This is a genomic window from Pantoea sp. (assembly GCF_039594315.1).
Taxonomy (GTDB): domain Bacteria; phylum Pseudomonadota; class Gammaproteobacteria; order Enterobacterales; family Enterobacteriaceae; genus Pantoea.
The window spans coordinates 1-19,662 of record NZ_JBCNNP010000065.1 but is presented as its reverse complement, the minus strand read 5'-3'; the positions used below and the strand labels follow the sequence as shown (position 1 = coordinate 19,662).

Below are 19,662 nucleotides of genomic sequence, written 5' to 3'. Positions count from 1 at the left end.
GTATTAAAATGCCACCCTTTGAACCCGGGTGGTGACGATCCTGTGCCGCCAAAAACCTTTGATACCAGAGAACATTAACGATGGATTCGCAACGCAATCTCTTTCTCATCGCTTTTCTGTTCGTGTCGTTTATGATCTGGCAAGCATGGCAGACGGACCACGCTCCGCAGCCACAGCAGACCCAGACCACGCAAAACACGAGTAGCGCAGCGGGTGATGCCGCCACTTCCGGCGTGCCGGCTAGCGGACAGGGTAAAACGATCACCGTTAAGACTGATGTCCTGTCACTCAACATCAATACACGCGGTGGCGATATTGAGCAGGCTGAGTTGCTGACTTACCCAGACAAACTGGGTTCAGATGCACCTTTCCAACTGCTTGAAACCACTCCAGCTTTCGTTTACCAGGCGCAGAGCGGCCTAACCGGTCGTAATGGCCCGGATAACCCGAACAATGGCGCACGTCCGCTGTACACCACCGCACAAGACAGCTTCACCATGGCTGATGGCCAGAGCGAACTGCGTGTGCCGCTGACCTGGACCGGTGAAAATGGCGTGGTTTACACCAAAACCTTCGTCTTCAAGCGTGGCGAATACGCGGTAAACGTCGACTACAACATCAACAACACCACCCAGCAGCCGCTGGAAGTGGCGATGTTTGGTCAGTTGAAGCAGACCATCGAAGTGCCTAAGCACCGCGATACCGGCAGCAACAACTTTGCTCTGCATACCTTCCGTGGTGCAGCGTACTCCACAAGCGATGCGAAATACGAAAAATACAAATTCGATACCATCGCGGATAACGAGAACCTGAACACCACTACCGGCAACGGATGGGTGGCAATGCTGCAACAGTATTTTGCGACCGCTTGGGTGCCGCGCACTCAGGGTAACAATCAGCTGTATACCAGCAACCTCGGCAACGGCGTTGCGGCAATTGGTTATAAATCTGCCCCAGTGACCGTTGGCGCGGGCGCACAGCAAGAACTTGGCGCAACGCTGTGGGTTGGCCCGGAAATTCAGGACAAAATGGCGGCCATCGCGCCTCACCTGGATTTGACCGTGGATTACGGTTGGTTGTGGTTCATCTCGCAGCCACTGTTCAAACTGCTGAAATTCCTGCACAGCTTCATCGGTAACTGGGGCTTCTCCATTATCGTTATCACCTTCATCGTGCGTGGCATCATGTATCCGCTGACTAAAGCGCAGTACACCTCGATGGCGAAGATGCGTATGCTGCAGCCGAAAATTCAGGCGATGCGTGAACGTTTAGGCGATGACAAGCAGAAGCAGAGCCAGGAAATGATGGCGCTGTATAAAGCTGAGAAAGTGAACCCGCTGGGCGGCTGCTTGCCACTGGTTATCCAGATGCCAATCTTCCTCGCCTTGTACTACATGCTGTCTGGCTCGGTTGAGCTGCGTCATGCACCGTTTGTACTGTGGATTCACGACTTGTCTGCGCAGGATCCGTTCTACATTCTGCCGATTGTCATGGGTATCACCATGTTCTTCATTCAGAAGATGTCACCGACCACCGTGACCGATCCGATGCAGCAGAAGATCATGACTTACATGCCGGTTATCTTTACCGTGTTCTTCCTGTGGTTCCCATCAGGTCTGGTGCTGTACTACATCGTCAGCAACCTGGTTACCATTCTCCAGCAGCAGCTGATTTATCGCGGCCTGGAAAAACGTGGCTTGCATAGCCGCGACAAGAAGAAAGCGTAACGTCTGACTGCACCAGCAGCAGCGTATACTCAAGGGGCGGCATTTATGTCGCCCTGTTTTTTTGTTTTGAGAAAAGGTGAATTATGAGCCACAGCGACACCATCGTTGCCCAAGCTACGCCTCCCGGCCGAGGCGGCGTCGGCATTTTGCGTATCTCCGGTGCCAAAGCGGCTGATGTCGCGCAAGCGGTGCTGGGCAAGCTGCCGAAGCCACGCTATGCCGATTATCTGCCGTTTACCGATGCCGATGGAAGCGTGCTCGATCAGGGCATCGCGCTGTGGTTTCCAGGTCCGAACTCTTTTACCGGTGAAGATGTACTGGAGCTGCAAGGACACGGCGGGCCAGTAATTCTCGATCTGCTACTGAAACGCATCGTCGCTCTGCCAGGTTTGCGTATCGCGCAGCCGGGTGAATTCTCTGAACGCGCTTTCCTCAACGACAAACTCGATTTGGCACAAGCTGAAGCGATTGCCGATCTGATCGATGCCAGTTCAGAACAAGCCGCACGCTCGGCAGTCAATTCGCTGCAAGGCGCATTTTCGCTGCGCATTAATGCGCTTGTGGAAGCACTTACTCACCTGCGCATCTATGTGGAAGCAGCTATCGACTTCCCGGATGAAGAGATCGATTTCCTTTCTGACGGCAAAATCGAAGCGCAATTGAATGTGGTGATCGGCGATCTCGACGGCGTGCGCGCCGAAGCGCGTCAGGGCAGCCTGTTGCGTGAAGGCATGAAAGTGGTGATTGCTGGACGCCCAAATGCCGGTAAATCCAGCTTGTTGAATGCGTTAGCCGGTCGCGAAGCGGCGATTGTTACCGACATCGCGGGCACCACGCGCGACGTGTTGCGCGAGCATATCCACATTGACGGCATGCCGCTGCACATCATTGATACCGCTGGCCTGCGTGAAGCCAGCGATGAAGTGGAACGCATTGGTATTGAACGTGCGTGGCAGGAAATTGAGCAAGCGGATCGCGTGCTGTTCATGGTTGACGGCACCACCACTGATGCCACCGAAGCCGCCGCCATTTGGCCGGATTTCGTGGCGCGTTTGCCCGATGCGCTGCCGATTACCGTGGTACGCAACAAAGCAGATATGACGGGAGAAGTGCTGGGCCTAACCGAAGTGAATGGCCACTCACTGATTCGCCTCTCGGCGCGCACCGGCGAAGGTGTTGATGCCCTGCGCGATCACTTGAAACAGAGCATGGGTTTCTCCGGCAATATGGAAGGTGGATTCCTCGCACGTCGCCGCCATCTGCAAGCGTTGGAGTTAGCAGCCACTCACTTGCAACAGGGCAAACACCAGCTGCTTGGCGCGTGGGCCGGAGAATTACTGGCCGAAGAGTTACGTTTGGCGCAGCAGGCGCTGAGCGAAATCACCGGCGAGTTCACCTCCGACGATTTGCTGGGCAGGATCTTCTCTAGTTTCTGTATTGGTAAGTAATCTCATCACCTTTTACACGCTATAACCGGTAAACATCGTTTTACCGGTTATAGCGTGTAGCCAATCATGCATGTTTGTTATTTGGCTGCCCTTGCGCTTTGCAGTATAACGATCGGTGCCCGGCTAAAAGCGCATCGGTGTCCGGGTACATTTTTATTCATGCCAAACATTCGGCGCGCATTTGCCGCCTGAACAGGAGAGAAACATGAGTACAACGCTCGACAGCGTGGCGCTGAACGCGCTGTTCAATGAAGCCCGCACCCACAGCTATTGGCAGGACAAACCGGTTTCGCAGGATGTGTTGAAGCAGCTCTACAATCTGACCGCGCTGGGCCCAACCTCGGCTAACTGCTCGCCGGGGCGTTTCGTGTTTGTCACGTCAAAAGAAGGCAAAGAGAAGCTCAAGCCCGCGCTCTCTTCTGGCAACGTCGATAAAACCATGGCTGCACCGGTAACGGTGATTGTGGCGTGGGATCCTGAATTCTACGAAGCGCTGCCGAAGCTGTTCCCGCACGGCGATGCGCGTAGCTGGTTCACCAGCAGCCCGGATCTGGCCAAAGAAACCGCCTTCCGCAATAGCAGCTTACAAGCAGGTTACTTGATCCTGGCGGCGCGTTCGTTGGGATTGGATGCTGGCCCGATGTCCGGTTTTGATCCATCGAAAGTGAATGAAGCGTTCTTCAGCGAGAACAAATGGCAGGTTAACTTATTGATCAATCTCGGTTATGGCGAAGCCAGCAAACTGCATGCGCGTTTGCCGCGTCTGGGCTTTGATGAAGCCAGCACCTTTGCTTGATTGATTAAAAACAGGCGTCGGACTCACGCGCGACGCCTGTTTTTACGCGGTTATCCCAGCGAATGAAAACCGCTGTTGAAGTAGATCATCGGCTCTGCCGCTTCACCTGGCAGAGCAATCCCCACAATGCGCGCCAGCAGCACGCTGTGCGTGTTCCACTCCACTACTTTATCCAGCTGGCAATCGAAGCTCACCAGCGCATCAGCCAACACCGGCGCGCCGGTATTTAGCGTCTGCCATGTGCCGGTTTGAAAACGCTCGTCGCGGCGAGAGGATTGGCTGAACTGCGCACATAAATCGCTGTGCTGTTCGCGCAGCACGTTGACGGCAAACTGCCCAGCGGCAACAAAAGCATCGTGACTGGAAGCGCTACGATTGACGCACACCAGCAAACTTGGCGGTTCAGCCGCCAGTGAGCTAACTGAAGTGGCAATCAGCCCCAGTTTTTCGCCCTGAAATTCGGTAGTAACCAGAGAAACGCCCGCGGTTAAGCGGCGCATGCCGTGACGAAACTCATCAAGCGAGATCGATTCCTGGCGAGAAATAGCAGTATCCGACATAAGAAAACTCCGACGTGCCTGATGTTGCAATGCGCACGATTGGCAGATGAATGAATAGTTAGCGCACTTCGATGTGCCTTTTTACTGCCCAAATCCTACACCACATCACACAGTTAGGCACTCAATCCAACGTTAAACTGCAAAAGCGTTCTAAGCAAAGCCGCGAACTGGGATTGTCAATTCACTTCGTCCTTATCTGAATTTCGGCTATTCCATCTTAAGCCGGATGCAAACCCATGAGAAAATTCTTACAATAGCAATTGATGATTATTCGACCATTTTCACGGAGCGACAGATGGCTAGTCATTTTGTTCGTTGGATAGGTAATCCGACCTTCTCATCCGAGAATCCGCGCATCCCGCAGGATGTGATTCAGAGTGCCGATCGCTTTCCCGACAAGCGTCGCGGACGCTTTCTGGCGGCCCGCGAATTGCTGGCGCAACTGATGCTGCGCGTCTATGGCATTCGCGAACTTCCCGCGCTGGTGACCACTAGCAGCGGGCGACCTTGTTTTGCCGATCCTAATCTGCCTGATTTCAGTATTTCCTATGCGGGGAATACCATTGGCGTTTTGCTGGCGGAAGAAGGCGGACGAGCGGGATTGGATATGGAGATTGTGCGCGCGCACAGCCGTCAAACGCAGGATATGCTGACGCAGGATCTCTCTTCCGGCGAGAAAGCGTGGATCAACGCGCAGCAAGATTTTATGGAAGCGCTGACGCAAATCTGGACGTTACGCCAAAGCATTCTCAAACTTACCGGCGAAAGCGACAGCGGCATCGATTCCTTGCGCTTGCATCCCGCGGCCGGGCGGCTGCGATCCAGCGTGTTTCCGGATATTCAGGCAGTTTGCGACGCTGAGCCAACCTTGGTGTGGTCTTGCGCGTTGTCGCCAGGCACCGAACGCTTACGTTTGTGGGAGATTGATGGCGCGCAACAGTGGCAAGCGCTGCGCGATATTGAGATGAGCAAACCGAATATTGGGCCGCGTACCTTGCGCCTGACCAGTTTGGTCGCGCCGCAGGAAATCGGACATCCATAATAAAACAGGCCGCAATCGCGGCCTGATTCATTTAGTGTGCGTCGATAAAGACGATTTTCAGCACAAACAGCAGCGCCACTACCACCACGCACGGGCTGATTTCACGCCAACGGCCAGTTCCCAACTTCATCACGCAGTACGAAATAAAGCCCAGCGCGATACCTTCGGTGATCGAGAAGCTAAATGGCATCATCGCCGCGGTAACAAACGCCGGAACCGCTTCGGTGAGATCGTCCCATTGCACACGTGACAGCGATGCTGTCATTAGGACGCCGACATAAATCAACGCGCCCGCCGCCGCATACGACGGCACCATCGCGGCCAGCGGTGACAGGAACATCACCAGCAGGAACAGGACGCCGGTAATCACCGCCATCAAACCGGTGCGGCCACCAATCGAAACGCCTGACGAGCTTTCTATGTAGGCGGTAACGGAAGAGGTGCCGATAAGCGAGCCAGTGACCGAACTGATGCTGTCGACGTACAGCGCCTGCTTCATGCGCGGGAATGTGCCTTTCTCGTCGGTTAATCCGGCTTTATCGGTCACACCAATCAGCGTGCCGGACGAATCGAATAAGTTGACCAGCATAAAGGAGAAGATCACACCGGCCATGCCGATGTTAAACGCGCCTTTGATATCCACTTGGCCGACAACGGAAGTGATCGCAGGCGGCGCCGCGAACACGCCGCTGAATTTCACGTCGCCGATAATCAGCCCCAACACGGTGGTGACCACAATCGACACCAGCACCGCCGCGTGAATGTTACGCGAAGCCAGAATAGCGATGATGAAGAAGCCGAGCGCGCCCAACAACACGCTGTGCGAAGTCAGATTGCCCACCGCCACGATGGTGTCGGGATTCGGCACGATGATACCGGCGTTTTTCAGTCCCATCATGGCAATGAACAGGCCGATGCCGGCGGTGATGCCAACGCGCAGACTGAGCGGGATATTGGCAATCATCCAGTAGCGCACGCGCAGCAGCGTGAGGATCAGCAAACCTAAAGCGCCCCAGAAGATCGCGCCCATGCCGATCTGCCACGAATAGCCCATCGCACCAACCACCACAAATGCGAAGAAGGCGTTCAAGCCCATCGCCGGAGCCAGCGCCACTGGCAGATTCGCCACCAGCCCCATCAAGATGCTGCCAAATGCGGCGATCAAGCAAGTGGTGACAAACACCGCTTGGGTATCCATGCCCGCCACGCCGAGAATTTGCGGGTTAACGAAGACGATGTAGACCATCGTCAGGAAAGTGGTGCAACCAGCAATTACTTCGGTACGCACCGTGGTTCCGTGTTCTTGCAACTTGAAAACGCGCTGCAATAGGCCCTGATTATTCATTTCGCTGTTCCGATATAAAAATTTATCGCCGCGTATCCTATAGGCTTTAGCTGCGCAAAACACTGATTTTTGGCAACCGATTGCCCGGGGTCGCTTTCTGCGCTCAGTGCGCTAGAGTGTCAGCTTATTGTTTAACAAAAGGATGATGTGCGATGTCGGTTGAATGTATTTTTTTTGATTGCGATGGCACGCTGGTCGACAGCGAAGTGATCTGTACGCAGTCCTACGTCAACACCTTTGCCCGTTACGGTATTGAACTCTCTTTGCAGCAAATGTTTGAAAAGTACAAAGGGGTGAAGCTTTACGACATCGTGCGTGACGTACTGGCTGAGCATCAGCTTGAGTTGCCACTGGAAGAAGTAGAAACCGCCTACCGCGCAGAAGTGGCGCGTCTGTTTGATCTCGATTTGCAGCCGATTGCCGGTGCCAAAGCGTTGGTTGAGAGTGTTAAAGCGCCGATGTGCGTGGTCTCTAACGGCACGGTGAAGAAGATGCAGCATTCGCTGGGATTAACTGGCATGTTGCCGTATCTCGACGGGAAGTTGTATAGCGGTTATGACATCAACCATTGGAAGCCGGATCCTGAGTTGATGTATCACGCAGCCGAGCAGATGCAGGTGCCGATTGAGAAGTGCATTTTGGTGGATGATTCCGAAGCGGGTGCGCGAGCGGGGATTGCGGCAGGGATTCCCGTGTTTTACTACTGCGCTGATGCGCATAATCCCGAGTTAGATCATCCGTTGGTGACGCGTTTTGAGGATATGGCGCAGTTGCCGGAGTTATGGCGGGCGCGCGGCTGGGATTTGGTTAAGTAGTAAGGTGCGCGCTGTCCCTCATCCCAACCTTCTCCCGCACGCGGGAGAAGGGGCCGATCCAGCTCGGACGTAACAACATCAATTAACCAATCGCACCCAGCGAATCTTCGTTGCTCTGCTTCTTCGGCAGCAGGAATAGCGTCGCAACGATATCCAGCAGGTAAATCAGCGCCAGCAGCGTAATCGCCGCAGTGAACGAGATGTTGGTCGCCAGTAAGCCAATCACTAATGGGCCAAACCCGCCTACGCCGCGTCCTAAGTTGAACAACACGTTCTGTGCCGTGGCGCGTGCCTGCGGCGGGAAAGTGTCGGAAATCAGCGCGCCGTAGCCACCAATCATGCCATTGACGAACATGCCCATGATCGCGCCGGTAAACAGCATCACGGTAGGATCGCGCAGTTGTGCATAAACCACCACCATCGCCACCGCGCCAAACTGATATAGCAGGAAGATTTTCCAGCGCGCGAAGCGATCGGCCAACACGCCAAACAGCCAGATGCCGAACGTCATGCCGACCACCGTTACCGCGGTCCACAAGCCTGATTTAGTCAGGCTGAAGCCGAAGTTGGATGACAGATAGCTCGGCATCCAGATCATTAAGCCGTAGTAACCGAAGTTCTGCACCGAACAAAGAATCAAAATACCCAGGCTGGCTTTGCTGGTGGCGCGATCGGCAAACAGCATTTTCAAGCGTGCGGTGAAGGAGAGATGCGGGGTTTTATCAACGTGGCGGGTAAACTCTTTCGGCTCGCCCATGCTGCGACGAATCACAAATGACACCAGCGCGGGCAGCAAACCGACCAGGAACATGCCGCGCCAGCCAATCACGCTTAGCAGTGGTGGTGTGATAAAGGCCGCCAGCAACACACCTAACTGCCAACCGATCCCCACCCACGCCGAGGCGCGGTTACGCTTCTCTTTCGGCCAGGCTTCGGCGATCAGCGCCATGCCAATGCCGAACTCGCCGCCTAAACCTACGCCCGCCAGCGTGCGATACGCCAGCAGATCCCAATAACCTTGCGCCACCGCACACAAACCGGTGAACACCGAGAACATCAAAATGGTGACAGTCAAAATACGGATGCGGCCATAACGATCGCTAAGGTGACCAAATACGATGCCGCCAATCACCGCGCCAATCAGCGTCCAGGTGACCAACGAACCGGCTTGAGAAGGATCGAGCGCTAAGGAGACGCTGATCGCTGGCAGCATAAAGCCGAGAATCAGCAGATCAAATCCGTCCATCGCGTAGCCGCTGATGGCAGCAACCATGGCTTTCGCGGGCGTTATGGCTTGTTTTTTAGGTATTGGGGAAGACATGTAACAGCACCTGGCAGAAAAAAGTGCGCCAAGTATAAAGAGAGGGTCGCGCGGAGAACAGGCAGAATTTGAACAGACTGCCTGTTAACCTCAGCGGCAACAGGCAGTCAAAGCGTCAATCAAGAGGGTTTATTGCTACCGTCGTCGCCCGACAGCAGTTCATCCAGCTTGTCGCCACCCACATGGCGGAAATCCTGACCTTTTACGAAATAGAAGATAATTTCGCAGATGTTCTGGCAGCGATCGCCGATACGCTCGATGGCGCGCGCGCAGAATAGCGCAGTCAACACGCTTGGAATGGTACGCGGATCTTCCATCATATAGGTCATCAACTGACGCACGATGCCTTCGTACTCTTTATCTACCTTCTTGTCTTCACGGTAAATTTTGATGGCTTCGTTAAGATCCATGCGCGCAAACGCATCCAGCACGTCATGCAGCATTTGTACGGTGTGATGACCCAGCGCTTCAAGGCTTACCAGCAGCGGCAAATGCTGTTGGCTGAACTTCTCCAGCGCGGTGCGGCTGATTTTCTCCGCGACGTCACCAATACGTTCCAGCTCAGAGATGGTCTTGATGATCGCCATCACCAGGCGCAAGTCGCTGGCGGTTGGCTGACGCTTGGCGATGATGCGCACGCAGGCTTCATCAATCTCCACTTCCATCATGTTGACCTTCTGGTCGCCATCAATGACGTGACGCGCCAGTTCACCATCCTGATTGTGCATCGCAGTGATGGCGTCCATCAGCTGCTTCTCAACCATGCCGCCCATGATCATCACTTGGGTGCGAATGTGCTCCAGCTCCGCATTAAACTGACCGGAGATGTGTTTGTTCAGATTTAAATTATCCATGTGCGTCTCCTGAATCAGCCGTAACGACCGGTGATGTAATCTTCGGTCTGCTTCTGTGCGGGCTTAGTGAACAACGTATCGGTATCGCTGAACTCAATCAGTTCGCCCAGATACATGAAAGCGGTGTGATCGGAACAACGCGCAGCCTGCTGCATGTTGTGCGTCACGATAACCACGGTGTAATCCTGCTTCAGCTCGGTGATCAGCTCTTCGATACGACCGGTGGAGATTGGGTCGAGTGCTGAACACGGCTCATCCAGCAACAACACTTCCGGGCGAATGGCGATGCCGCGCGCGATGCACAAACGCTGCTGCTGGCCGCCAGAAAGACTGTAACCGCTCTGATGCAGCTTGTCTTTGGTTTCATTCCACAGCGCGGCTTTGGTCAGCGCCCACTGCACGCGCTCGTCCATATCGGCACGCGACAATTTCTCAAACAGGCGCACACCAAACGCGATGTTGTCGTAAATCGACATCGGGAATGGCGTTGGCTTCTGGAATACCATGCCAACGCGAGCACGCAGCAGGGCGATATCCTGATGCGATGCCAGAATGTTGTCGCCATCCAGCAGGATGTCACCTTCTGCACGCTGCTCAGGATAGAGCGAGTACATCTTGTTGAAGGTACGCAACAAAGTGGATTTACCGCAGCCTGATGGCCCGATAAACGCCGTTACCTGGTTTTTAGTGATATCCAGGTTGATGTTTTTTAGCGCGTGAAACTTACCGTAATAGAAGTTCAGATTACGGACCTGAATTTTACCGGCTGTTGAAGTCACGTTACTCATTCTCGTCTCTCATGTGCAGCGCCGCCGAAGCCGCGCCGGGAAATTAATGTTTGCTCTTGGCGAAAATCACACGCGCAACAATGTTCAGCAACAGCACGCACATAGTAATAATCAGCACGCCCGCCCAAGCCAGACTTTGCCACTCGGCAAATGGACTCATGGCGAACTTAAAGATGGTGACCGGCAAGTTGGCGATTGGCTGCATCATGTCGGTGCTCCAGAACTGGTTCGACAATGCAGTAAACAGCAGCGGTGCAGTTTCACCGGCAATACGCGCCACGGCCAACAACACACCGGTGATGATGCCGGAAACTGAGGCTTTCAGCGTAATCGCTGAGATCATCTTCCACTTCGGTGTACCCAATGCGTATGCCGCTTCACGCATGCTGTCTGGCACCAGACGCAGCATGTTTTCAGAGGTACGAATCACAATCGGGATTTGCAGCAGCGCCAGCGCCACTACGCCTGCCCAACCGGAGAAGTGCTGCATCTGCGAGACCACGATGGTGTAGACGAACAAGCCCACCACAATCGAAGGTGCTGACAGCAGAATGTCGTTGATGAAGCGAATCACTTCCGCCAGCCAATGTTTACGGCCATATTCGGCGAGATAAATACCGGCCATGATGCCCAACGGCGTTCCGATGATCGTTGACCAGAAAATCAGTAAGCCGCTGCCGACCAGGGCGTTAGCTAAACCACCACCCGCGGTGTTCGGCGGCGGCGTCGATTCGGTAAACAGCGACCAGCTTAAACCATCAACCCCGCGCGTTACGGTGGTGAACAGAATCCACACCAACCAGAACAGGCCGAACGCCATGGTCATCAGCGATAACGTCAGAGCAATTTTGTTTTTAGTACTGCGCCACGCCTGCATTTTGCGGCGGGAGGCTTCCAGCTCAGCGCGAGCCTGAACTTCAATAGCGGTCATGAACGGGCTCCTTCACTCTTCGCCAGGCGCAGGATCATCAATTTAGAGATCGCCAGCACGATAAAGGTAATCACGAACAGAATCAGACCCAGCTCCATCAGCGCAGCAACGTGCACGCCAGATTCCGCTTCGGCGAATTCGTTGGCCAGCGCAGAAGTAATACTGTTGCCCGGCATAAACAGCGATGCGCTATCGAGTTGGTAAGTGTTACCGATGATAAAGGTCACCGCCATGGTTTCACCTAACGCGCGGCCTAAACCGAGCATCACGCCACCGATTACGCCGTTTTTGGTGAACGGCAGCACGATGCGCCAGATCACTTCCCACGTGGTGCAGCCAATGCCGTATGCGGACTCTTTCATCATCACCGGCGTCTGCTCAAACACATCACGCATTACCGAAGCGATGTAAGGAATGATCATGATGGCGAGGATTACGCCAGCAGCAAGAATACCGATACCAAAGGCCGGGCCAGAGAACAGCGCGCCAACAAACGGGATAGTCGATAACACTTCACCAACTGGCGTCTGGAAGTATTGGGCGAACAGCGGCGCAAAGATGAACAAGCCCCACATGCCGTACACAATACTTGGAATTGCCGCCAGCAATTCAATCGCGGTGCCCAGTGGGCGACGCAGCCAGCTCGGTGAAAGTTCAGTCAGGAACAGCGCAATGCCGAAGCTCACCGGCACAGCGATGATCAGCGCAATAATCGAGGTTACGAGGGTGCCGTAAATCGGGACCAGCGCACCAAATTGTTCGTTCGGCGCATCCCAGGTTTTATTCCACAAGAAGGAAAAACCAAATTTTTGGATGCTTGGCCAGGAGGAGAAAATCAGGGAGACGATAATGCCGCCCATCAACAACAACACGATAAGCGCGGATAGCTTGACCAACGCGCCGAAAATCATGTCGCCTTGTTTACCGGGGGCTTTGAACGTCGGCTTAGTGGCAGCCATAGAATTCTCTGTTCTCAGGAGGATGTCAGGGCGGCAATGATGCCGCCCATTGGGTTGGCCAGCCGTGTTGGCTGGCCGGGTCGTTCAATTACTTGTACAGCGCTTTACCGGAGCTATCTTTGATGTTCGCTTTCCAGGCTGCACGAATCTGGTCAGCTACGCTCTGTGGCAGAGCGGCGTAATCCAGAGCCATTGCAGTTTTGCTGCCGCCTTTGTAAGCCCAATCGAAGAATTTCAGCACTTCGCTACCTTTCGCTGCATCAGCTTGCTCTTTGTAAACAAGGATGAAGGTGGTTGAAGTGATTGGCCATGCATCGTTGCCTTTCTGGAAGGTCAGATCCTGTGCAAAAGATTTGCTCCAGTCTGCGCCTTTCGCGGCGTTAGCAAAGCTGGCTTCGCTTGGTGCAACGGCTTTGCCATCGGCATCAACCAGTTTGGTGTAGGTCAGGTTGTTCTGCTTGGCGTATGCGTATTCAACATAACCAATTGAACCTGGCAGACGCTGTACGAATGCGGCTACGCCGTCGTTACCTTTACCGCCCAGACCGGTTGGCCAGTTAACGGTGTTACCTTTACCGATTTTGCTGTTCCACTCTTCGTTCACTTTCGCCAGGTAGCTGGTGAAGACGAATGAAGTACCGGAACCGTCAGCGCGGCGAACCACGTTGATGTTGGTGTCTGGCAGTTTCATGCCTGGGTTCAGTTTAGTGATCGCCGGGTCGTTCCACTTTTTGATGGTACCCAGGTAGATGTCACCTACGGTTTTGCCGTCGAGTGTCAATTCACCTGATTTCACGCCTGGGATGTTAACAGCCAGTACCACGCCACCGATTACGGTAGGGAACTGGAACAGACCGTTTTTCTCCAGATCTTCATCTTTCATTGGCGCATCTGACGCACCGAAATCGACGGTTTTAGCGATGATTTGCTTCACGCCGCCTGAAGAACCAATACCCTGATAGTTAATTTTGCTACCGGTGGCTTGCTGGTACTCTGCTGCCCACTTGGCATAAACCGGTGCCGGGAATGTACCGCCCGCACCAGTCAGATCGGTTGCTGCAAAAGCAGATACCGCGCTTACTGCGAAGGTGGCGGCAAGGATTCGGGCTACGGTGCTACGCATCAGTGTCATGTTCCCTCCAGGGGATTTAAAAAATCAGGCTCAATGCCATTTTAGTAGGAGTCAGTGATTGCTGCTGGAGGGAAAATAGGACAGTTTGATGACAGTCAAATGTACGAAATATTACATTTATATGACAGCGTACAGAAATGAAGCGGGCTCATTGCGAGCCCACTCTTTTAGCAGTTTATTCAACGGTTACCGATTTTGCCAGGTTACGCGGCTGGTCAACATCTGTACCTTTGATTAGAGCCACATGATACGAGAGTAATTGCAGCGGTACGGTGTAGAAAATTGGCGCGATCACCTCTTCTACATGCGGCAATGAGATGATTTTCATGCCATCGCTGTCGCTGAAACCGGCATCCTGATCGGCAAACACGTACAGCAATCCTCCGCGCGCGCGCACTTCTTCGATATTGGATTTCAACTTCTCCAGCAGTTCATTGTTAGGCGCTACCACAATCACCGGCATATCGGCGTCGATCAACGCCAGCGGGCCATGCTTCAGCTCGCCTGCCGCATAGGCTTCGGCATGAATGTAGGAGATCTCTTTCAGCTTCAGCGCGCCTTCCATCGCAATCGGATACTGATCGCCACGGCCGAGGAACAATGCATGATGCTTGTCGGAGAAACCTTCCGCCAGGTTTTCGATCACTTTATCCTGCGCCAGCATCTGCTCAATACGGCTTGGCAGCGCCTGTAACGCATGCACGATTTCGTGCTCGGTTTCCGGCTTCATGCCATGCAGACGACCCAATTTCGCCACCAGCATCAGCAACACGGTTAACTGCGTGGTAAAGGCTTTGGTCGAAGCCACACCGATTTCGGTGCCCGCTTTGGTCATCAACGCCAAATCAGATTCACGCACCAGCGATGAACCGGCCACGTTACAAATTGCCAGCGAACCGAGATAGCCCAGCTCTTTCGACAAACGTAGCGCCGCCAGCGTATCGGCGGTTTCACCTGACTGCGACAAGGTGATCAGCAGGCTATTTTTACGCACCGCCGATTTGCGATAGCGGAATTCAGACGCAATCTCAACGTCGCAAGGCAAGTTCGCCAGCGACTCAAACCAGTAGCGCGACACCATGCCAGAATTGTACGAGGTGCCGCAGGCAATGATCTGAATGTGTTCAACCTGGCTCAGCAGCTTCTCCGCATCCGGACCCAGTTCGCTGAGATCGACTTCGCCATGATTAAAACGCCCGGTTAGGGTGTTTTTGATCGCGTTCGGCTGCTCATAGATCTCTTTCTGCATGTAATGGCGATAGATGCCTTTGTCGCCCGCATCATATTGCGCGGTGGATTCGATTTCAGCGCGCTTCACGGTCTTGCCATCGCGATCGATGATGGTGATTTCGCGGCGGGTGATTTCGGCAATATCGCCCTCTTCCAGATAAACGAAGCGGCGCGTAACCGGCAGCAACGCCAGCTGATCGGAGGCAATAAAGTTTTCACCCACGCCACGACCTATCACCAACGGGCTGCCCGAACGTGCCGCTACCAGCAGCGACGGATCGCGGCTGTCCATGATCACCATGCCGTACGCGCCACGCAGTTGTGGAATCACGCGCAGCACCACTTCCCGCAGCGTGCCGCCCTGCTTCTGCTCCCAATGCACTAAATGCGCCACCACTTCGGTGTCAGTTTCAGAGGCAAACTGGTAGCCGCGCTCAATTAGCTGCGCGCGCAGGGGTTCGTGATTCTCAATAATGCCGTTGTGCACGATGATGATGTGCTCAGAGATATGCGGATGCGCATTGGCCTCTGACGGTTCGCCGTGCGTTGCCCAGCGCGTATGTGCGATACCGGTGCCGCCAATCAGCGGCTGCTGTTCTGCGGCTTCCGCCAGATTTTGCACTTTGCCCAGACGACGCAAACGCGTCATGTGGCCCTGGCGGTCAACAACGGCTAATCCCGCTGAGTCATAACCGCGATATTCCAGACGACGCAGACCTTCCAGCAGAATCTCTGCGATGTCACGCTGCGCTACTGCACCAACAATTCCACACATAGTAATTTCCTGACTTCATGGCTTTCGGCCATTGCGTTGTCATCTGACCTGATTTTTCCCCGAGCCTTGTAGAGAGTGGGGATATTTTCTTATGGCACTGCTAACGGGCCGATCTTTGTCAGCCCTTAAAATTTATTTTTTCTTGGTTGGGCGCTGCCAGCCAGATTTTTGGTTCTGTTCTTTGCGGTTGTAGACCAAATCGGCGGCGGTGACATCTTTCATCACCGTGGTGCCTGCGGCGATGGTGGCGCCACTTGCTACGGTTACAGGCGCGACCAATTGCGTATCGGAGCCGACAAACACGTTGTCGCCGATGATGGTTTTGAATTTGTTGGCACCATCGTAGTTGCAGGTAATAGTGCCTGCGCCGATATTTACGCCCGCGCCAATTTCCGCATCGCCAAGATAAGAGAGATGGCCGGCTTTCGAACCTTTGCCGAGCGTGGCCTTCTTCATTTCGACAAAATTGCCCACGTGCGCTTCTTCCGCCAACTCGCTGCCCGGACGTAAGCGAGCAAATGGCCCAACGGTACATGCAGCCGCTAAGCTGGCATCTTCAATCACCGAATAGGGGCTAATTTCGCAGTCATCGCCAATCACACTATTTTTGATGATGCAGCCAGCACCGATTTTCACGCGGTTACCGAGCGTAACATTGCCTTCAATGATCACGTTGGTATCGATCTCAACATCACGGCCATGTTGCAAGCTGCCACGCAGATCGAAACGCGCTGGATCGCGCAGCATCACGCCCGCCAATAGCAGCTTTTCTGCCTGCTCGCTTTGGTAGACGCGCTCAAGTGTCGCCAGTTGCAGGCGATTGTTGACGCCATCGGTTTCGCTGATGCGTGCTGGATGCACCGCATTGATCACGCGGCCTTCATGGTGCGCCATCGCGATGATGTCGGTGATATAGAATTCGCCTTGGGCATTATTGTTATTGAGCTGTGCCAGCCAGCGTTTGAGATCGCCGCCGTTAGCCACCAGGATGCCGGTATTAATTTCTGGGATTTTTAGCTGCTCTGCTGAGGCATCTTTCTGCTCGACAATGCCGGTCACAGTGCCGTTTTCCCGCACAATGCGGCCATAACCGGTTGGGTTTTCCAGTACCACGGTGAGCAAACCAATGCCGCCCGCCGGTTTGGCTGTGCGCAGACGCTGTAAGCTGTCTTGCGAGATCAGCGGCACATCGCCGTACAGCATCAGAATATCTTCGTCATCGGCAAAGAAAGGGGCTGCCTGCTGCATCGCGTGACCAGTTCCAAGCTGTTCTGCCTGTAAAACCCAATTAAGTGCGTTATTCGCCAACGTCGATTTCAGTAAATCGCCGCCGTGACCATAAACCAGGTGGGTTTGCTGGGCGCCCAAGCCCGTTGCGGCATCAATCACATGCTGAACCATCGGCTTACCTGCAAGGGTGTGCAGAACTTTGGGCAGTTCAGAATACATTCGGGTGCCTTTGCCAGCGGCCAGGATCACCACACTCATCGCGTTTGTAGACATAACTATCCAGACTCAATTTAACTTTCGAAAGTGTAAGGTTTAGCCCTGAGATTACTACATTTTTCTCGAATCGAAATTAGCGGGATGGTTGGATGGGATAAGGCGGTCACCATAAATGGCGACCCTACAAAAAACGGGGCGGGTCTGAGGCAAAAAAAATGCCAGCCCAATGGGCTGGCATTTCGTGACGCATAAAGCCTGATTACATCGCTTTTTTGGTCAGCTCGATTACACGCAGTTTCGCGATAGCTTTCGCCAGTTCCGCAGAAGCCTGAGCATAGTCCACGTCGCCGTGGCTGCTGTTCATGTGCTCTTCTGCTTTACGTTTCGCTTCCAGCGCGCGCGCTTCATCCAGGTCTTCGCCGCGAATCGCGGTGTCGGCCAGAACAGTCGTGCTGCCAGGCTGAACTTCCAGCACGCCGCCAGAGAGGTAAATAAACTCCTCTTCGCCGTGCTGTTTAACGATATGAATCATACCAGGCTTGATGGCTGTCAGCAGTGGGGCGTGACCAGGACGAATACCCAGCTCACCTTCACTACCTGACACCTGGATACGCTCCACCAGACCAGAGAACATTTGTTGCTCTGCGCTGACCACGTCCAGATGATAAGTCATAGCCATACCATTCCTCCTGGGAAACCGTTATTACAGTTTCTTCGCTTTTTCTACGGCTTCTTCGATAGCGCCGACCATGTAGAACGCCTGCTCTGGCAGGTGGTCGAATTCGCCTTCCATGATGCCTTTGAAGCCACGGATGGTGTCTTTCAGGGTCACGTATTTACCTGGAGAACCGGTGAAGACTTCAGCAACGAAGAACGGCTGAGACAGGAAGCGCTGAATCTTACGCGCACGTGCCACCAACAGTTTGTCTTCTTCAGACAGCTCGTCCATACCAAGGATGGCGATGATGTCTTTCAGTTCCTGGTAACGCTGCAGCAGAGACTGCACGCCACGCGCAACGTCATAGTGCTCCTGACCCACGATCAGTGGATCCAGCTGACGGCTGGTAGAATCCAGCGGGTCAACAGCTGGGTAGATACCCAGAGAGGCGATCTGACGGCTCAGCGTAACGGTTGAGTCCAAGTGAGCAAAGGTGGTTGCTGGTGATGGGTCAGTCAAGTCATCCGCAGGAACGTAAACGGCCTGTACAGAGGTGATTGAACCGGTCTTGGTGGAGGTAATACGCTCCTGCAACACACCCATCTCTTCTGCCAGCGTTGGCTGATAACCTACCGCAGATGGCATACGACCCAGCAGTGCTGATACTTCAGTACCGGCCAGGGTGTAACGATAGATGTTATCGATGAACAGCAGAACGTCACGGCCTTCATCACGGAATTTTTCCGCCATGGTCAAGCCAGTCAGTGCTACGCGCAGACGGTTACCCGGCGGCTCGTTCATCTGACCATACACCAGCGCTACTTTATCGATAACGTTGGAGTCAGTCATTTCGTGGTAGAAGTCGTTACCCTCACGAGTACGCTCACCTACACCAGCAAATACTGAATAACCTGAGTGCTCAGCCGCGATGTTACGGATCAGCTCCATCATGTTTACAGTTTTACCTACACCCGCACCACCGAACAGACCCACTTTACCGCCCTTAGCGAACGGACACATCAGGTCGATAACCTTGATGCCGGTCTCCAGCAGTTCCTGCGAGTTAGACTGATCTTCATAAGAAGGTGCTGCACGGTGAATAGAGGAAACCTCTACTGTGGTGCCATCTTCATTCTGCAGGTCGCCTTTCATGTCGATTGGTTCACCCAATACGTTCATGATACGGCCGAGGGTTGCTTTACCAACCGGTACCTGGATAGGTTTTTTAAGGTCGGTAACTTCCAGGCCGCGTTTCAGGCCATCAGAAGTACCCATGGCGATGGTACGAACCACGCCACCACCCAGCTGCTGCTGAACTTCCAGCACCAGACGAGCATCACCATTGTTCACCTCGAGAGCGCTGTATACCTGCGGTACCGCGTCCTGAGGGAATTCGACGTCAACTACGGCGCCGATAATCTGGACAATCTTTCCAGCTGCCATCTTGAATCCTCTACCTAATACGAAAATACCCCGCCGCGCTCACGCGACAAGATATATGCCTGGTTAAACCGCGGAGGCTCCCGAGACGATCTCGGTAAGTTCCTGGGTGATGCTGGCCTGACGAGCTTTGTTGTAAACCAACTGCAGCTCTTTGATCAGGTTTCCGCCGTTATCGGTTGCTGCTTTCATTGCAACCATACGAGCGGCCTGTTCACTGGCCAGGTTTTCCACCACACCCTGATAAACCTGCGATTCGACATAACGGCGCAGCAGGGTATCCAGCAGCGCTTTCGGATCGGGTTCGTACAGGTAATCCCAGGTCTTCGCCTTCATCTCTTCTTCACCTTCCGCTGGCGGTAACGGCAGCAGTTGGGTAATGGTCGGAGTCTGAG

The 19,662-nt window shown here is 54.0% G+C and carries 18 protein-coding genes and 1 pseudogene; 6 read left to right on the top strand and 13 right to left on the bottom strand.

The window, feature by feature from the left end:
- From ABDW13_RS21265 to ABDW13_RS21250, 4 genes and pseudogenes are all read left to right on the top strand, one after another.
- Positions 1-78: pseudogene (locus tag ABDW13_RS21265) on the top strand (membrane protein insertion efficiency factor YidD); the annotation flags it as partial.
- A 2-nt stretch (positions 79-80) separates the two neighbouring features.
- On the top strand, positions 81-1,727 hold the full coding sequence (yidC, locus tag ABDW13_RS21260) for a membrane protein insertase YidC (protein ID WP_343554519.1): 1,647 nt from the start codon (positions 81-83) through the stop codon (positions 1,725-1,727).
- Positions 1,728-1,810: 83 nt separating this feature from the next.
- Positions 1,811-3,175 (top strand): tRNA uridine-5-carboxymethylaminomethyl(34) synthesis GTPase MnmE, encoded by a 1,365-nt coding sequence (gene mnmE, locus ABDW13_RS21255; protein ID WP_343554518.1) that lies wholly within the window; start codon positions 1,811-1,813, stop codon positions 3,173-3,175.
- A gap of 205 nt (positions 3,176-3,380) precedes the next feature.
- Positions 3,381-3,971, top strand: coding sequence for a malonic semialdehyde reductase (locus ABDW13_RS21250; RefSeq protein ID WP_343554517.1), 591 nt, complete (start codon positions 3,381-3,383; stop codon positions 3,969-3,971).
- A 50-nt stretch (positions 3,972-4,021) separates the two neighbouring features.
- On the opposite strand, the gene ABDW13_RS21245 is transcribed toward ABDW13_RS21250, so the two are convergent.
- The gene (locus ABDW13_RS21245; RefSeq protein ID WP_343554516.1) at positions 4,022-4,531 is read right to left on the bottom strand and encodes a flavin reductase family protein; all 510 of its coding nucleotides are present in this window, start codon (positions 4,529-4,531) and stop codon (positions 4,022-4,024) included.
- A gap of 295 nt (positions 4,532-4,826) precedes the next feature.
- Between ABDW13_RS21245 and ABDW13_RS21240 the strand changes: the two genes are divergently transcribed.
- Complete coding sequence (locus tag ABDW13_RS21240; protein ID WP_343554515.1) at positions 4,827-5,573, top strand: 4'-phosphopantetheinyl transferase superfamily protein; 747 nt, start codon at positions 4,827-4,829, stop codon at positions 5,571-5,573.
- Between the two features lie 31 nt (positions 5,574-5,604).
- On the opposite strand, the gene ABDW13_RS21235 is transcribed toward ABDW13_RS21240, so the two are convergent.
- Positions 5,605-6,918 (bottom strand): NCS2 family permease, encoded by a 1,314-nt coding sequence (locus tag ABDW13_RS21235; RefSeq protein ID WP_343554514.1) that lies wholly within the window; start codon positions 6,916-6,918, stop codon positions 5,605-5,607.
- Positions 6,919-7,070: 152 nt separating this feature from the next.
- Between ABDW13_RS21235 and yieH the strand changes: the two genes are divergently transcribed.
- Positions 7,071-7,733 carry a 6-phosphogluconate phosphatase gene (yieH, locus tag ABDW13_RS21230; protein ID WP_343554513.1) on the top strand — a complete coding sequence of 221 codons (663 nt, stop codon included), beginning with the start codon at positions 7,071-7,073 and terminating at the stop codon, positions 7,731-7,733.
- 82 nt (positions 7,734-7,815) lie between these two features.
- On the opposite strand, the gene ABDW13_RS21225 is transcribed toward yieH, so the two are convergent.
- The 11 genes from ABDW13_RS21225 to ABDW13_RS21175 all read right to left on the bottom strand — a co-directional run.
- Positions 7,816-9,054, bottom strand: a complete 1,239-nt coding sequence (locus ABDW13_RS21225) for an MFS transporter (protein WP_343554512.1) — start codon at positions 9,052-9,054, stop codon at positions 7,816-7,818.
- Between the two features lie 119 nt (positions 9,055-9,173).
- Positions 9,174-9,908, bottom strand: a complete 735-nt coding sequence (phoU, locus tag ABDW13_RS21220; protein WP_007893583.1) for a phosphate signaling complex protein PhoU — start codon at positions 9,906-9,908, stop codon at positions 9,174-9,176.
- Between the two features lie 14 nt (positions 9,909-9,922).
- Positions 9,923-10,696 (bottom strand): phosphate ABC transporter ATP-binding protein PstB, encoded by a 774-nt coding sequence (gene pstB / locus ABDW13_RS21215; RefSeq protein WP_343554511.1) that lies wholly within the window; start codon positions 10,694-10,696, stop codon positions 9,923-9,925.
- Positions 10,697-10,739: 43 nt separating this feature from the next.
- A complete protein-coding gene (pstA, locus tag ABDW13_RS21210; protein ID WP_343554510.1) occupies positions 10,740-11,627 on the bottom strand; it encodes a phosphate ABC transporter permease PstA in 888 nt (295 codons plus the stop codon).
- Positions 11,624-12,586 (bottom strand): phosphate ABC transporter permease PstC, encoded by a 963-nt coding sequence (gene pstC, locus ABDW13_RS21205; protein WP_343554509.1) that lies wholly within the window; start codon positions 12,584-12,586, stop codon positions 11,624-11,626. Before pstC ends, pstA begins: the two co-directional genes overlap by 4 nt.
- Before the next feature lie 88 nt (positions 12,587-12,674).
- Positions 12,675-13,718, bottom strand: coding sequence for a phosphate ABC transporter substrate-binding protein PstS (pstS, locus tag ABDW13_RS21200; protein ID WP_343554508.1), 1,044 nt, complete (start codon positions 13,716-13,718; stop codon positions 12,675-12,677).
- Between the two features lie 175 nt (positions 13,719-13,893).
- On the bottom strand, positions 13,894-15,723 hold the full coding sequence (glmS, locus tag ABDW13_RS21195; protein WP_343554507.1) for a glutamine--fructose-6-phosphate transaminase (isomerizing): 1,830 nt from the start codon (positions 15,721-15,723) through the stop codon (positions 13,894-13,896).
- A 132-nt stretch (positions 15,724-15,855) separates the two neighbouring features.
- Positions 15,856-17,226, bottom strand: coding sequence for a bifunctional UDP-N-acetylglucosamine diphosphorylase/glucosamine-1-phosphate N-acetyltransferase GlmU (glmU, locus tag ABDW13_RS21190; protein WP_343554506.1), 1,371 nt, complete (start codon positions 17,224-17,226; stop codon positions 15,856-15,858).
- A 202-nt stretch (positions 17,227-17,428) separates the two neighbouring features.
- On the bottom strand, positions 17,429-17,848 hold the full coding sequence (locus ABDW13_RS21185; protein ID WP_008106717.1) for a F0F1 ATP synthase subunit epsilon: 420 nt from the start codon (positions 17,846-17,848) through the stop codon (positions 17,429-17,431).
- Between the two features lie 24 nt (positions 17,849-17,872).
- The gene (gene atpD, locus ABDW13_RS21180) at positions 17,873-19,270 is read right to left on the bottom strand and encodes a F0F1 ATP synthase subunit beta (RefSeq protein WP_343554505.1); all 1,398 of its coding nucleotides are present in this window, start codon (positions 19,268-19,270) and stop codon (positions 17,873-17,875) included.
- A 63-nt stretch (positions 19,271-19,333) separates the two neighbouring features.
- Positions 19,334-19,662 (bottom strand): F0F1 ATP synthase subunit gamma (locus ABDW13_RS21175; protein WP_343554504.1); only part of this gene is annotated, 329 nt, incomplete at its 5' end.

What these genes read in the sequence shown, in the direction of transcription:
- yidC (WP_343554519.1), top strand. Translation starts at nt 81, where the DNA reads ATGGATTCGCAACGCAATCTCTTTCTCATCGCTTTTCTGTTCGTGTCG.
- mnmE (WP_343554518.1), top strand. Translation starts at nt 1,811, where the DNA reads ATGAGCCACAGCGACACCATCGTTGCCCAAGCTACGCCTCCCGGCCGA.
- ABDW13_RS21250 (WP_343554517.1), top strand. Translation starts at nt 3,381, where the DNA reads ATGAGTACAACGCTCGACAGCGTGGCGCTGAACGCGCTGTTCAATGAA.
- ABDW13_RS21245 (WP_343554516.1), bottom strand. Translation starts at nt 4,531, where the DNA reads ATGTCGGATACTGCTATTTCTCGCCAGGAATCGATCTCGCTTGATGAG.
- ABDW13_RS21240 (WP_343554515.1), top strand. Translation starts at nt 4,827, where the DNA reads ATGGCTAGTCATTTTGTTCGTTGGATAGGTAATCCGACCTTCTCATCC.
- ABDW13_RS21235 (WP_343554514.1), bottom strand. Translation starts at nt 6,918, where the DNA reads ATGAATAATCAGGGCCTATTGCAGCGCGTTTTCAAGTTGCAAGAACAC.
- yieH (WP_343554513.1), top strand. Translation starts at nt 7,071, where the DNA reads ATGTCGGTTGAATGTATTTTTTTTGATTGCGATGGCACGCTGGTCGAC.
- ABDW13_RS21225 (WP_343554512.1), bottom strand. Translation starts at nt 9,054, where the DNA reads ATGTCTTCCCCAATACCTAAAAAACAAGCCATAACGCCCGCGAAAGCC.
- phoU (WP_007893583.1), bottom strand. Translation starts at nt 9,908, where the DNA reads ATGGATAATTTAAATCTGAACAAACACATCTCCGGTCAGTTTAATGCG.
- pstB (WP_343554511.1), bottom strand. Translation starts at nt 10,696, where the DNA reads ATGAGTAACGTGACTTCAACAGCCGGTAAAATTCAGGTCCGTAATCTG.
- pstA (WP_343554510.1), bottom strand. Translation starts at nt 11,627, where the DNA reads ATGACCGCTATTGAAGTTCAGGCTCGCGCTGAGCTGGAAGCCTCCCGC.
- pstC (WP_343554509.1), bottom strand. Translation starts at nt 12,586, where the DNA reads ATGGCTGCCACTAAGCCGACGTTCAAAGCCCCCGGTAAACAAGGCGAC.
- pstS (WP_343554508.1), bottom strand. Translation starts at nt 13,718, where the DNA reads ATGACACTGATGCGTAGCACCGTAGCCCGAATCCTTGCCGCCACCTTC.
- glmS (WP_343554507.1), bottom strand. Translation starts at nt 15,723, where the DNA reads ATGTGTGGAATTGTTGGTGCAGTAGCGCAGCGTGACATCGCAGAGATT.
- glmU (WP_343554506.1), bottom strand. Translation starts at nt 17,226, where the DNA reads ATGTCTACAAACGCGATGAGTGTGGTGATCCTGGCCGCTGGCAAAGGC.
- ABDW13_RS21185 (WP_008106717.1), bottom strand. Translation starts at nt 17,848, where the DNA reads ATGGCTATGACTTATCATCTGGACGTGGTCAGCGCAGAGCAACAAATG.
- atpD (WP_343554505.1), bottom strand. Translation starts at nt 19,270, where the DNA reads ATGGCAGCTGGAAAGATTGTCCAGATTATCGGCGCCGTAGTTGACGTC.